This is a genomic window from Virgibacillus ainsalahensis (genome assembly GCF_055380755.1).
In genome coordinates this window covers 1,142,388-1,155,741 of record NZ_AP043943.1, presented here as the reverse complement: position 1 = coordinate 1,155,741, position 13,354 = coordinate 1,142,388, and the positions used below count along the sequence as shown (strand labels likewise).

Below are 13,354 nucleotides of genomic sequence, written 5' to 3'. Positions count from 1 at the left end.
TAATTATAGGAAACATTCCAACTTTCCATACGTTTCATGTATAATACGTTCTAGATATAAAAATATAGGAGATTTGAGAAATGAACAGATATAAGGGGATTATCATTTTTTGCATGACCATTTTTGCTGCAGCATTTATCGCATTTGTTGCTATTATGCAACATAACTTCATGAATCCGGAGTTTGCAGCAACCGGAACACAAGCGGTTTCGTCAACGGATGAAACACAGGAGATTGAAACGAATAAAGAAGAAGATGTTTCCGGTGAAATAGAAAACAAACAAAATTCGGCCGATTCTTCAACGGATGAAGAAGATGAACAGAACGATGAGGAATCAGAGGAAGAAACGGTTACGTATTCAACAAAATATGTTAATGTAGATTCATTAAATGTTCGTAGTGGCCCTAGTCTCGATGATGAAATTATGGGGGTAGTTACACTCGACCAGGAAGTGGAAGTAGAAGATTATAATGATCCGGATGGTTGGGTTCAAGTAACAACAGAAGCGCTTACCGGTTATGTCAATGAAAAATATTTAGATGATGAATAAAGGTGAAAAGAGCCCGGGATTGCATCCCTGGCTCTTTTTTCTATCCAAATACTTCCTGCAGTACTTTTGATTCCTCATGATCCAGCAAATTTTTCTGGATTACTTCATCTACAGGTTTGTTCATCTGAGATTTTAACTCATTAGAAGAATCAGGTTCCCCCAATACATAAATTTTCTCCCATTGACTATCTTTTGCACGCTTGTCCAGTTTCGGTGCGATTTTCTTATACCAGCGCTGTTTGTTTGCATTATACCTTGCCTCAAAACTGTCCGTCTGCAAATTAGTTGAACCCTTTCCAGTTGTCCCAAGTCCTTTACGCGGACCAAGTTTTTCCTTCCAGTCTTCTGTGTTTAAATCCAGTTCGTAAGAAAATGTCTCTTCTATTTGATTTAAATAGGCTTCGATAACCTTTATTTCATCTTGCTGAACAAGAACAATTCCTGACTTTGGAAATTCCTCACTCAATCTTTCAATTTGTCCTAATTCTGCGGTTTCCTGCCAGAAAAATTCCGTTTTCACTGGCATCTGGACACGTTGAGCAAACCATACTTCTTCGTCTGCCGTAGCAAAAATAACCATGCCTTTTAGGTAATTCTGTTCGTTCCCTTTAACGAATTTATTTACTTTATCTTTAACTAGCTGGAAATTTTTCAGTTCTTCTTTGTCCCTGTCTTCTTTTAAATATTGTTCAAAATTTCGCATGCCGTTTTTATAATGTATTTTCCATTCGCCACCTTGCTGATCCGGGTCGGAAGGATCGGTGTTTAAGTACATGGTGAATATTTTATTTCCATCATCTTTTCTTATCCGTTTCATTTTTTGAATTTCGCTATTCAAATCCATCGTTATATCAACACTCCTTTGGGTAAGTTATATCTTCCGCTTAGTAGTGTTTATCCGATATCCCTGTGGTGTAAACATACCTCCATGGTCTAATTAAATTCATGAAGCCTGCTGTGATTTCATATGTTGTAAATAAGAGACTTGGGACAAGGTGGGGTTTTGTTGCTGAAAAAGAGTTTGGCCATACTAACAGGAAGTTTGTTTATAGCTTTAGGAGTAAATTATTTTGTGATACCACACCATTTACTGGACGGGGGCATCATTGGCATTGGTTTAATTGCAAACTATGCTTTTGGCGTAAAGCCGGGGTTAACGATTATCTTATTGAGTATCCCTTTATATAGCATTGCGTTTTTTTATAATAGAAGATACTTTTACAATGGTGTGCATGGACTTCTAGTCTCTTCTTTTTTCATTGATGTTTTTTCCACATTTACCATATGGAATCCCTCGTCTTTATTATTCAGCTCTTTAACAGGAGGTGTTTTTATTGGTACAGGAATAGGTATCATGCTTGTTTCAGAAACCAGTACAGGCGGGACAGATCTTCTCGCATTAATATTAGCTAAAAGAACGGCTATTAATGCTGGAATTTATATTTTTATGATTGATTCCATTATCCTGTTAGCTGGTTGGTTCTTTATCCCAGAGGTAACGTTCATTTATTCATGCATAATGGTTGGAATAATTGGTTTCACGACTTCAACCATCCTCCACCGGTTTACATAAAAAAGCAGCTAAAAGAAAGAACTTTTAACTGCTTTTATTATTATTTATTTTGCTTTTTCTCCACTTTTAATGATTTCATGATTGCTACAATCATAATAAGCAGAATAATCGTAAATGGCAAGGCCGCTGTTAATGAAGCGGTTTGCAACGCATCCAACCCGCCTGTAAACAATAATACAAGAGCAATTGAGGTAATTAACACACCCCAAATTATTTTGGTTATAAGAGCCGGATTCAAACTTCCTTTTGAGGTCATGGTACCTAAAATATAAGTTGCAGAGTCAGCAGAAGTTACCATGAATGTAAAAATCAGCAGTATCGAAATAACCGATAGAATATCCGTGAACGGAACAACGGCTAAAGCTTCAAATAATGCTACGGTTACATCGTTGTTTACCGCCTCTGCAATTTGTGTTCCATTATTTAAATCACTGTACACTGCTGTACCACCGAATACTGCAATCCAGATACAAGCAATAGCAGGTGGTACTACCATCACCCCAGTGACAAATTCACGGACAGTTCTTCCTCTGGATACCCTTGCGACAAATGCCCCTACAAATGGAGACCAGGCAATGGCCCATGCCCAGTAGAATATCGTCCACTGGTAAACCCATTCGCCCCCTGCATATGGTGTTAGACGCAAACTGTACTGAACAAAATTGACAATATAATCACCTAAGCCCAACACAAAGCTGTTTAAAATAAATACAGTTGGTCCCAGTATAAATACAAATAACATAATAAGAAGAGCCAGTGCCAAATTTATGTTACTCAACCATTTAATTCCTTTATCCAACCCTGTACCGGAAGAAATTAAATAACAGCCCAGCATGACCAGGGCGATGATTACTTGAACTCCAATATTATTCGGGATATTAAATACAGAGGATAACCCACCATTCAGCTGTATAAACGAGAGTCCGACAGTTGTTGCTACCCCCATAACTGTAGCTATTACAGCCAATATATTAATTGTATTTGCTATGGACTTGTTTTTCCCGACAACAGGTTCAATGGCAGCTGAAATCAATCCACTCCTGTTTTTTCTGAATTGAAGAAAAGCAATTGCGAGTCCAGCCATCGCAAAAACGGCCCACTGACTTACTCCCCAATGGAAGAAGGAATAGCCCATTGCCACTCTGGCTGCTTCCTCTGTCTGCTCTTCAAGCCCAGGAAATGGAGTCACAAAGTAATGACTCATTGGTTCTGCGACACTCCAAAAAACAAGGGACACTCCAAACCCTGCCGAGAACAGCATACCAATCCAAGTAAAAAACGGGTATTCCGGTCTAGAATCCGAAGGTCCTAATCGCGTTTTCCCGTGTTTGCTTATGGAAATGCCAATTAAGAATAGGATGATAGCAAATACTGCTAATAAATAAAACCATCCGAAATTCACAGTTGTAAAATCAAAAAGTGCCTGAGCGACCGTACCAAATTGCTCTGGCATGAAAGCTCCTATCAGAACTAGTGCCGTTACAATAATTACCGATATAAAAAATACCGGATTTTGATAAGACTTTTTATTCATAATATGTCCTTTCCATTTAAAGTTTTTATCTTTCCAATTAAATATGTAGTGACAGAATCAAGGAATATATTATATTTTACCCAACCTCTATAATACTAAACCACAACTCCTGAATCCTTTAAGTACCAATGTTCTAAAAAGTTAAATCACCTCATGTTTCAGAATATAACTATTAACCTAGTAACTGGAAAGATAATTCAGTCAGTTGTAATGGAATTAAAACCCATACAATATTTTACCATTAAAAAATGACCCTGCAAAGTTTTAACAGGATCATTTTATTTAGCAGTTAAGAAAGCTTAAAATTTTCTTACTGCATGAGGATAACGAAGGCAGATGCCTAAGCATTGGCAGGAGCCAAGTTCTATCATAAGTTTGATTTGATTTTATTAGTTTACACGTCTTACATGGCCGGCAAACTTATCTTCCCAATAACCGCTTGTCATACTGGCTACATCTAGTCCAGTTGAATTTTGTGCACCAATAAAGTTTCCACCGCCAACATAGATACCAACATGACCATTTGTTTTATACGTATTAAAGAATACGATATCGCCAGGCTGAATATCATTGTAAGAAACTTTGGTTCCCGTACCAGCCAGAGCTGAGGTACTGGATGGAATCGAATAACCGCCCTGCGCGAATGCCCATGATACGAAACCAGAGCAATCAAATCCACTAGGAGTTTTTCCACCCCAAACATATGGTGTGCCAATATGCGGGTACCCCGCGTTGATAACTGCGCTCATTCCACTACCACTGGATGGTTTAGAATCCGATTTACTTTTCGTGCTTTCTTTCGTACTGCTATTTTCATTTTCTTCTTTACTTAATGTAACTAGATCCCCATCCGAACTCTCGGAATTTGCGGCATCTCCAGCTGTAGCAGTCGATGCTGCAACTGGTTGGGAAGCAGCCGTAATACTTTCTTCTACTGCTGATTCCAGTGCTGCCAGATTATTATCTTCTATTTCAAGTTCTTTAATTTGTGTAGTCAATTCTTCTTCTTTATTCTGTAATGTTCCAATTTTATCTTGATTTTCATGTTTCTGCTCTTTTATCAATTCCTGCATACCTTTAAGTTCTGTTTCCATATCCTTTAATTCTTCCAAGTTGTCTAACACAGTGTTTTGTTTTTCTTCCACTTCTTTTTTGTCTTCTTCCTGACGCTCCATTAATTTTGCATCAGAATCGGCAATTTTATTAACTACAGATGCACGGCTGATGAAATCCCCAAAATTCTGGGAACCGAATAATACTTCTAAAAAAGCGATGTTACCGCCGCTTTTTTGAAGAGAAATAACACGTTCTTCCAATATCTTATGACGCTTTTCTATTGCTTCTTCTAATTCAGCGATTTCATTTTCAAGTGATGCTACCTCATCCTCTTTATCTGAAATATCTGCTTCAGTTTTGTCCAGCGTATCTTGATTTTCTTCTAAAGCTCCATTGACTTTTTCAATTTCCGCTTTTAATTTTTCCAACTCTATTAATACATCTGCAATATCTGCTTCAGCGTCTGAAAGATTTGCTTTGATTGTTGCTCGCTCATCTTCAATCTGCGTCTGTTTATCTTTCAAATCATCGATTGAATCTGCATAAGCTGCTGTTCCTAAAAATACACTGCCTAAACCAACCACGCCAACAGTGGTAATGGTCATAAATAACTTTTTCAACCTTCTCGTTCCCCTTCTTTTTACCCCCGCAAAACTATTTAGTTTTCCCCACTGTAAATGTGCAACTAAGGCTGGTTAATGATATGGCGATTAGCCAATTTTTCAATACTTCAATATGTATGCCTTATTCGCTTTTTTACAGTTAATTTGCAGGAATGTGTAATATTTTATTTATCTATGTTGTCTCATCTATTAGGTAATTCGTATTATAACAGAAGAAAATGACAGAGAGATAATATAAATATTACAATTATATTTCAAATTCGACAAAAACCTTTCGGGTCGATAACAAAAGATGCATCCTATTTTACAGATGCATCTTTTACTCGAGTTATTTGCTAAATTGCGCTTCTTCTGTAGATCCCTTCAGAGCAGCTGTGGAAGAAGTTCCACCAGTAATTACCTGTGCCACCTCATCAAAATATCCTGTACCAACTTCCCGCTGATGACGTGTTGCACTATAGCCATATTTTTCACTGGCAAATTCCTCCTGCTGCAGTTGAGAATATGCCTCCATTCCACCATCTTTGTATTTTCTGGCTAGTTCAAACATACTATGGTTTAATGCATGAAATCCTGCCAATGTAACAAACTGGAATTTATAGCCCATCTTACCTAGCTCCTTCTGGAAATTGGCAATCTCAGAATCTGATAGTTTCTGTTTCCAGTTAAAAGATGGAGAGCAGTTATATGCCAGCAATTTGTTAGGATATTTTTCATGGATAGCATCTGCAAATTTTTGTGCTTCTTCCAGATTCGGCTCGGAGGTCTCACACCAGATAAGGTCAGCATATGGCGCATATGCTATACCACGGGCGATTGCCTGGTCAATTCCCGATTTCGTCTTAAAGAAGCCTTCTGACGTCCGCTCCCCAGTAATAAACGGCTCATCATATGAATCTACATTACTTGTAATCATATCAGCTGCATTCGCGTCTGTTCTTGCAATAATTAATGTTGGTGTTCCCATCACATCTGCGGCAAATCGTGCAGCAATCAGGTTTTTCACCGCTGTTTGTGTCGGTAACAGGACCTTCCCTCCCAGATGCCCGCATTTTTTCTCAGATGAAAGCTGATCTTCAAAATGAACTGCGGACGCTCCTGCTTCTATCATTGCTTTCATCAGTTCAAACACATTCAATTGTCCGCCAAACCCAGCTTCAGCATCTGCCACAATCGGGGCAAACCAATCGATATCCTCATTTCCTTCTGCGAAATGTATCTGATCCGAGCGCTGCAGTGCCTGATTAATGCGCTTCACCACATTTGGAACACTATTTACGGGATACAAGCTCTGGTCCGGATACATCTGACCAGCCATATTCGCATCTGCGGCAACTTGCCAGCCACTTAAGTATATTGCCTTCAAACCAGCTTTCACTTGCTGAACTGCCTGATTTCCGGTGAGTGCACCCAATGCATTTACATAATCTTCTGTGTTAATCATTTCCCATAATTTATTTGCCCCCCGTGTTGCCAGGGTGTATTCAATATCAATGGAACCCCGCAGCCGGATAACCTCTTCAGCTGCATACGGACGCTCAATATCTACCCATCGAATATTATTCTCCCATTCCTTTTTCAGTATTTCTACACGATTCATATCCATTATTTGTTCCCCCTTTTATAATTCTCCCTATGTGGAAGTGTCAGAAGTTTTAGCAAAATCATTGCTAATAAGCGCTTCAAATCAGTGTACAACTTTCCATAAATCTATAAGTGCATCTCCCGTGAAACCTTGTCGAATGGTTACTCAATTTCCATTTACAGTACTAGAAATTTCCTTTGTTATGGTACAACAATCATTAATTTTCATTGTTGTATAACAATGTGGGCAAAAAAATTAATCCACTTTTTTGGACAAGCAATAATCACACTCCATTGAATAACTTTGCGGATCCACCTGTTCTCCACACTCTGGACATATCATTCTTTCTTTCATTTCCATCATTTTAATTCCTCCTTTTGTTGTAATACAATAACTTTATTATTTTATTGTTATATAACAAAATATACAAAAAATTAATCCACTTTTTTAGACAAGCAATAATCACACTCCATTGAATAACTTTGCGGATCCACCTGTTCTCCACACTCTGGACACATCATTCTTTCTTTCATTTTCATCATCTTAATTCCTCCTTTTGTTGTATAACAAATATTTAATTTCTTTATTTGTTATAATACAGTGTAAATGCTTAATCAGAAAATTTCAACCCTTTTTTAAAAAAAAGTTAAAAATGTTATGATATATTTTATGTATACATATTTTAAGGTGGTTATTGACTTGAAGCGATTTCAATTTATAGGAAGCCGTGTTGTAAAAACAGGAGTTGCCATTTTTCTTACGGCCTGGATTTGTCAGTTATTAAACTGGCCACCGGTTTTTGCAGTTATAACAGCTATTGTAACAATTGAACCAACTGTATCTGATTCGATTAAAAAAGGAATTATCCGGTTTCCTGCCTCAGCAATTGGTTCCGCATACGCGGTCTTATTTATTTCATTATTCGGTAATTCTCCGATCACCTACACACTCGCAGCAGTCTTTACAATCGCTACTTGCTTTCGATTGAAATTACATGCTGGTTTGCTTGTGGCAACTTTGACGGCAGTTGCTATGGTTGAGGTTATTCATAGCAATTATTTGATTTCATTTTTTATTCGGCTTGGTACTACAACAGTAGGTTTATTAGTGTCAACGGTCGTTAATATGTTTGTACTGCCTCCTGATTACACAGAGGACATCGTTAAAAACATTCAAAGTATGAGTAAACGTACAGGTACAATCGTCGAAAAGGTCTTCCGTGATATTTTGGAAGATAAGCATGATCAGGATACGGTGGAAAAAAGTATGTCGAAACAGTTGGATAAAAAAATACATCAAACCGAATTGCTAATTCGTTTTCAAAAAGATGAGTCAAAGTATCATCCACTTGTCGGAAGTGAAAAACACCAATTTAATCATGCACAAAATCAATTAGTGCAACTCCGCTCCATTCACTACCATGTGGACAACCTAATCAATACAGATTTGAAAATGAATTCCTGGACAAAAGAGGAACGAACAATTATTTTGCATGCCGTTACTGAATTAGCGAAGGGCATGCAAAATGCATCATATTATAGACCAGATAAACACCGATATGAATTGAAACAGATAACAGAAATATTTTGGGAGGATAATGAAGGAATTACAAAAAATAGTGAAAGGTACCCAACAAGTTTTCCACCAGAGCTGATTATTCTGTATGAATTACTTTCGATTTACAAGCTTGTTACGAAATATTATGAAGAATAAAATTAAAAGGCTGTCCCAAAGAAGTCCTGCCCTTTGTTCGCAGTTAAGAAAGTATAAAACTTTCTTACTGATAAGTGAGGGATTGGCGAATGCCAAGTTTTCTAATGAGACAGCCCCGTAGTTGAGAGGAGAGTGGGGGGTTAATGTTGCTCTATAGTTAGTGTCCATTAAGCCTCATTTGATTAAATCATGCTTAAACGCATAAATGACTGCTTGTGTTCGATCCTGTACTTCCAGTTTTCCTAAAACATTACTAACATGTACCTTCACTGTTTTTATTGCGATAAACAATTCATCAGCAATTTCCTGATTTGTCTTCCCCTGTGCTATCAGCATTAGGATTTGCCTTTCACGATCTGTCAATTGGTCATGCAGATTTTCGTCAGGCTGCTCTCGCATCCGGTTCATAATTTTTCCTGTAACCTCAGGCTCCAGAATTGACTGCCCTTCATAGGTAGCACGGATTGCTTTGGCTATTTCTTCGGCCTTTGATGTCTTTAGCATATAGCTTTTTGCACCGGCTTCAAGAGCTGGGTAGACCTTTTCATCATCAAGAAAGCTTGTAACAATAATGATTTTTGCTTGTGGCCATTGTTCTATAATTTGTCTCGTTGCTTCAATTCCGTCCATTTCCTTCATCACAAGATCCATCAAAATAATATCAGGCTTCAATTCCAAAGCCAATTTCACGGCAGGTCCTCCATCATCTGCTTCAGCAACAACCTCGATATCAGGCTGTGCTGACAAATAAGAAGAAACCCCGATTCGAACCATTTCATGATCATCGGCAAATAAAACATCAATCAACTTCTTCACCCTCTTTTCGCAAGAATGGAACCTTAACTTCCAGGCGTGTACCTTCATTTGGTAAACTAATAACCTTAAAGGTTCCGCCAACTTCATAGGCGCGCTCCTGCATATTTTGCAAGCCATATGAACTTGTTTTCACTGTTTCCATATCAAAACCCACGCCATTATCAACCGTTCGTAAAATGACTGTTTCATCCCTTTCGATTAACATCACATGAAAGTTGGATGCTTTTGCATGTCTAAGTGTATTTGATACAGCTTCCTGAAGGATCCGGAATAACTGATCTTCCACACCTTTATCAACCGTAAAATCCTCTACCTTCCAACCAATCTCCATCGGTACTTTTTGAGTCAATTCAATTAAAAGTTCTTCGACACCTTCTTTTAGTGATTTACCTTTCAGGGCAACAGGCCTTAAATGGAGCAATAATGCTCGCATTTCAAGCTGGGATTGGTGGATCATTTTTTCTACCATTTGTAATTGTTTTTTCATTTCTTTATTTTCAGGGGGATTCGATTCATTAATTGCCGACATCATCATGGAAGCCGCAAAAAGCTGCTGACTTACTGAATCATGAAGCTCACGAGCAAGTCGGTTTCTTTCCTGGACAACAATTTCCTGCAAGCTTTTCTCCCGTTCATTTGCCCTAACTGTCGCTAAGCGCTGGGAATACTCTGCCTGATTTTGAATTTTTTCCTGTAATTCTCTCATGTGTTTCTCGATGCTATGCAGCTCTTTGTAAGATTCCTCGTCCCCTGTAATTTTCTGCCCTTTGATCATTTGATCCAGCTTTCGGTCAATCTGATGCAATCGCTCTTTCCAATACCATCCAGTGGAAATGCCAATGATTGCTCCTGCAGTGACTGGTATCCCGATGATAAGCAAAATGAAAGATACATTCCCTATTTGCTGCTGCCAAATACTTGACCAATCATCTGGCTGGAAAGCCAATAAGGTAAGACCCACTAATATAAATGTAAGAAACAGACATATAAGAATCGAGGTGAATATATGCCGGATAATCGTACTCATATACGCTTCACCTCAATGTCACCAGAGAATAAGGAGGTAATTATTTTCACACGCGGATAGGTGTTTCCGTAATTTTCTGTTTGATATAATAGAGACTGATTCATCAGTTTCCAATGGTGTTTCCCAAAAATATGTGCCCGCCCGAAGATCGAACTGTGATGAATACTGACCTCGACTTCGTATGGAACATAAATTTCAATATTTCCAATAAGGTGCCGGATGGAAATGACTGTCGTGTCATTTGGCAGAACCGTATTGCTCAAATCAATAACACGGTCACCAAACGCTCCATGGATGTTCACATCCCGCCACTGGTACGCAGTATCTTCTGTCTTTTGGTCGCCAAATATTCTGTGATTGAATAATGGTTTTACTTTAGTAACAGGGTCTTCAATGACCTCTTCCTCCATGGGAAGCACTGGGCTAATATATTCTTCTTCTTTCTTCGATTTGGAATAATTAAGAATAAATAAAACAATTATTGCAATAATCAAAAACCGGACTGCCAATAAATTCAACACTGCGAATACCAAGCTGATTAAGGAAATCCAGAACAAAATCTTCCCCCATAATTTATTAAAATTGTTCCAGCCAACGTACGTAAATAATCCAGAAAGTACTGCAGGTATAATCGTTCCGCCATAAAAAAAAGCAATCTCAAAAATGAAGAGAATCACGCCAATGATCAAAATCCAGTTAAATGTATCAGTTGTCAGTCGTTTGAACATGCGTGTCCCTCCCTCTTTTGGCCTCTTATCGTAAAGATTGTTGTTTTACAGATGAACCACGAGATTAAAAATAAAGCAACAAACTTTTAGAAAACAGCCTTTATGTAAAACTGAATAAGGCACAGTACTGCGCCTTATTCAGTATATCATTTTTTTCTTGAAATTGAATCATTCCATTTAATTTGCTTTTTCATTCATTTCTTTTTCCAGTTTAGCAATCTTATTGTCAAATGTGCTGCGGTAATACGCACTGTTCACTTTATATTCCAGTCCTTCAATATATTGTTCCATTTCCTCAAAGCGGGAAAACGGTCTTTCCGCTGTTTCTTCGACTACTTTATTTATTTGATGATTCGCATGTGCGACATTTTCGCGACCCATCAGCTCCATACGCCGCAGATGCATGTCTTTAAGCCGGTGTTTCATATCCTCATATTTTTGTTCTAATGTTTCCAGCTGTTCGACAGCCTCTTCCCGGTTTTCCTTCATGCGATTTGCTCGTGCCTGGTATTCCTCATACTCTTTCAAAGCAAATTCATGCATCCCTGTTTCTCCTGCTTTATCTGCAATGTTTGCCTGTTTTAACCGTTTATCTGCCAGGTCTTGTGCCTTATGGTATTCTCTTGTAAATTCATCCTTCAGCTTATATTGACGATCCACAAGCTTCCGCACCTTCTCTTTTTCCTGTTCGCTTTGGCGCAGATATTGATTTAATGAAGCAATTGGGTTTTTCTGTTCCTTCTTATCCATTATGTTATGAAGATCACCCGAAATGGAATCGACTATACGTGTAAAGATATTTGTACTTGTCATTTTCAATTCTCCTTTTGATTAGTTATTTATTTCCGCCCATTGTCTCTCAAAATTCACAAACGGGTCGTCATCTTCTTCCACATGTACAACCGGATCATTCCCATCCTTTTTCCAGCTGTTATAAATTAAATACAGCGCGTAGGCTGCTGCAATCCCCAGAACCGCATAAATATTGGACAATGCTATACTTAGCACAATCAATCCAATAATTACCCAGCCGACTTTTCCTGTTATCGAATCACTCTTTACAAACTTTTTAAAAACGACATACAGTAACCAGACACTAAGTGCTAATAAAACCATTGGTCCAAGATTGGCCAGTAATATAAAAAACGCGATTAACCCGCCAACGAACAACATAAATTTTTTCATTCATTTCCGCCTCCTTTCTTTATCTTGTTTTCATTTTATAGGGGAAATGAGATTGCAGTAATGAGCCTGCGCCATATTTTCGGATAGGTCCTGAGGCGTATAGTGATGTACTCCTTATGCGAAACTGTTTTTATTAGGCGTAACGTGTGTGTAAAGGGAAATTGATTCTTAGAAGACTTTTATGGCGATAAAAGCCTTATCCAAAACATATGAAGTAAGAAAGTTTTTACTCTTGTATGAAAGCAACTGTTATTAAAACAGTCTTCTGGTTAAATGAGCTGTGTTTCCATTATAGATGGTGCCGCCATGTTGGATTTTGTAACTGAAAACAAAAAAATAGAAGGAGCGCCCCCTTCTATTTCCGCTTTCTTTTTATAAATAACAGACCAACCAATATCATACCAATTGCAATACATACATAAATAATCGTTGAATACACATCCATGAACCCGAGGAGATCCTCCCATGCTTCACCCAGGAGGACGCCGGCAGTTATAAGGATTACATTCCATATCACTGTACCAATTGTCGTAAAAAGGAGGAAAAGCCAAAAACTCATATTCGACATCCCGGCAGGAATCGAGATTAAACTTCGAACGAGCGGAACCATACGGCAGAAAAGAACCGTCCAGTATCCATATTTATCAAACCATGCATCCGCTCTATGTATATCTCTTTTTTTCACGTGAAGGATATGCCCCCATCGGTCTACGATGTTCTCCAGGCGTTCAACATCCAACAGCAAACCGATACCGTACAAGATTACTGCACCAATAAAGGACCCGGCAGTAGCCGTCATGACAACTCCTATAATAGATAACTCTGTATATGTTGTAAGAAACCCTCCAAATGGAAGAACAATCTCTGATGGGATAGGCGGAAATACATTTTCTATTGCCATCATGAGAAAAATGCCCATATAGCCGAATTCCTCCATAAAATCTGTAACCCAATTTTGCACGA

General features: G+C 38.2%; 14 protein-coding genes. 3 read left to right on the top strand and 11 right to left on the bottom strand.

Annotated elements, in window-relative coordinates; genetic code table 11:
* The first annotated feature begins 80 nt into the window (after positions 1 to 80).
* On the top strand, positions 81 to 551 hold the full coding sequence (locus tag ACZ427_RS05395; RefSeq protein WP_461178477.1) for an SH3 domain-containing protein: 471 nt from the start codon (positions 81 to 83) through the stop codon (positions 549 to 551).
* Between the two features lie 40 nt (positions 552 to 591).
* Here the strand turns inward: ACZ427_RS05395 and ACZ427_RS05390 are convergent, their stop codons facing one another.
* The gene (locus ACZ427_RS05390) at positions 592 to 1,395 is read right to left on the bottom strand and encodes a VLRF1 family aeRF1-type release factor (RefSeq protein WP_461178476.1); all 804 of its coding nucleotides are present in this window, start codon (positions 1,393 to 1,395) and stop codon (positions 592 to 594) included.
* A 162-nt stretch (positions 1,396 to 1,557) separates the two neighbouring features.
* Between ACZ427_RS05390 and ACZ427_RS05385 the strand changes: the two genes are divergently transcribed.
* Positions 1,558 to 2,124 carry a YitT family protein gene (locus ACZ427_RS05385; RefSeq protein ID WP_461178475.1) on the top strand — a complete coding sequence of 189 codons (567 nt, stop codon included), beginning with the start codon at positions 1,558 to 1,560 and terminating at the stop codon, positions 2,122 to 2,124.
* A 40-nt stretch (positions 2,125 to 2,164) separates the two neighbouring features.
* Here ACZ427_RS05385 and ACZ427_RS05380 read toward each other — a convergent pair whose 3' ends face one another.
* From ACZ427_RS05380 to ACZ427_RS05365, 4 genes are all read right to left on the bottom strand, one after another.
* The gene (locus ACZ427_RS05380; RefSeq protein WP_461178474.1) at positions 2,165 to 3,658 is read right to left on the bottom strand and encodes a BCCT family transporter; all 1,494 of its coding nucleotides are present in this window, start codon (positions 3,656 to 3,658) and stop codon (positions 2,165 to 2,167) included.
* A gap of 389 nt (positions 3,659 to 4,047) precedes the next feature.
* Entirely contained in the window at positions 4,048 to 5,334 is a 1,287-nt protein-coding gene (locus ACZ427_RS05375; RefSeq protein ID WP_461178473.1) for a C40 family peptidase, read from the bottom strand.
* A 331-nt stretch (positions 5,335 to 5,665) separates the two neighbouring features.
* Positions 5,666 to 6,943 (bottom strand): isocitrate lyase, encoded by a 1,278-nt coding sequence (gene aceA / locus ACZ427_RS05370; RefSeq protein WP_461178472.1) that lies wholly within the window; start codon positions 6,941 to 6,943, stop codon positions 5,666 to 5,668.
* Positions 6,944 to 7,356: 413 nt separating this feature from the next.
* Complete coding sequence (locus tag ACZ427_RS05365; protein ID WP_461178471.1) at positions 7,357 to 7,464, bottom strand: protein YhfH; 108 nt, start codon at positions 7,462 to 7,464, stop codon at positions 7,357 to 7,359.
* 157 nt (positions 7,465 to 7,621) lie between these two features.
* Here ACZ427_RS05365 and ACZ427_RS05360 point away from each other — a divergent pair, with 157 nt between their 5' ends.
* Positions 7,622 to 8,635, top strand: coding sequence for an aromatic acid exporter family protein (locus tag ACZ427_RS05360; RefSeq protein ID WP_461178470.1), 1,014 nt, complete (start codon positions 7,622 to 7,624; stop codon positions 8,633 to 8,635).
* Positions 8,636 to 8,809: 174 nt separating this feature from the next.
* Here the strand turns inward: ACZ427_RS05360 and ACZ427_RS05355 are convergent, their stop codons facing one another.
* The 6 genes from ACZ427_RS05355 to ACZ427_RS05330 form a co-directional block, all read right to left on the bottom strand.
* Positions 8,810 to 9,442 carry a response regulator gene (locus ACZ427_RS05355; RefSeq protein ID WP_461178469.1) on the bottom strand — a complete coding sequence of 211 codons (633 nt, stop codon included), beginning with the start codon at positions 9,440 to 9,442 and terminating at the stop codon, positions 8,810 to 8,812.
* Positions 9,435 to 10,478: a sensor histidine kinase gene (locus ACZ427_RS05350; RefSeq protein ID WP_461178468.1), complete on the bottom strand. Its 1,044-nt coding sequence runs from the start codon at positions 10,476 to 10,478 to the stop codon at positions 9,435 to 9,437. Before ACZ427_RS05350 ends, ACZ427_RS05355 begins: the two co-directional genes overlap by 8 nt.
* A complete protein-coding gene (gene liaF, locus ACZ427_RS05345) occupies positions 10,475 to 11,206 on the bottom strand; it encodes a cell wall-active antibiotics response protein LiaF (protein ID WP_461178467.1) in 732 nt (243 codons plus the stop codon). The genes ACZ427_RS05350 and liaF overlap by 4 nt, the downstream gene beginning before the upstream one ends.
* Before the next feature lie 177 nt (positions 11,207 to 11,383).
* A complete protein-coding gene (locus ACZ427_RS05340; protein ID WP_461178466.1) occupies positions 11,384 to 12,019 on the bottom strand; it encodes a PspA/IM30 family protein in 636 nt (211 codons plus the stop codon).
* An 18-nt stretch (positions 12,020 to 12,037) separates the two neighbouring features.
* Positions 12,038 to 12,391, bottom strand: a complete 354-nt coding sequence (locus tag ACZ427_RS05335; RefSeq protein WP_461178465.1) for a lmo0954 family membrane protein — start codon at positions 12,389 to 12,391, stop codon at positions 12,038 to 12,040.
* A gap of 355 nt (positions 12,392 to 12,746) precedes the next feature.
* Positions 12,747 to 13,352 (bottom strand): DedA family protein, encoded by a 606-nt coding sequence (locus ACZ427_RS05330; protein WP_461178464.1) that lies wholly within the window; start codon positions 13,350 to 13,352, stop codon positions 12,747 to 12,749.
* Positions 13,353 to 13,354: the final 2 nt, after the last annotated feature.

Bases quoted from the DNA above. Each gene is read 5' to 3' on its own strand.
- ACZ427_RS05335 (WP_461178465.1), bottom strand. From the start codon at position 12,391: ATGAAAAAATTTATGTTGTTCGTTGGCGGGTTAATCGCGTTTTTTATA.
- ACZ427_RS05390 (WP_461178476.1), bottom strand. From the start codon at position 1,395: ATGGATTTGAATAGCGAAATTCAAAAAATGAAACGGATAAGAAAAGAT.
- ACZ427_RS05380 (WP_461178474.1), bottom strand. From the start codon at position 3,658: ATGAATAAAAAGTCTTATCAAAATCCGGTATTTTTTATATCGGTAATT.
- ACZ427_RS05340 (WP_461178466.1), bottom strand. From the start codon at position 12,019: ATGACAAGTACAAATATCTTTACACGTATAGTCGATTCCATTTCGGGT.
- ACZ427_RS05350 (WP_461178468.1), bottom strand. From the start codon at position 10,478: ATGAGTACGATTATCCGGCATATATTCACCTCGATTCTTATATGTCTG.
- liaF (WP_461178467.1), bottom strand. From the start codon at position 11,206: ATGTTCAAACGACTGACAACTGATACATTTAACTGGATTTTGATCATT.
- aceA (WP_461178472.1), bottom strand. From the start codon at position 6,943: ATGGATATGAATCGTGTAGAAATACTGAAAAAGGAATGGGAGAATAAT.
- ACZ427_RS05395 (WP_461178477.1), top strand. From the start codon at position 81: ATGAACAGATATAAGGGGATTATCATTTTTTGCATGACCATTTTTGCT.
- ACZ427_RS05365 (WP_461178471.1), bottom strand. From the start codon at position 7,464: ATGATGAAAATGAAAGAAAGAATGATGTGTCCAGAGTGTGGAGAACAG.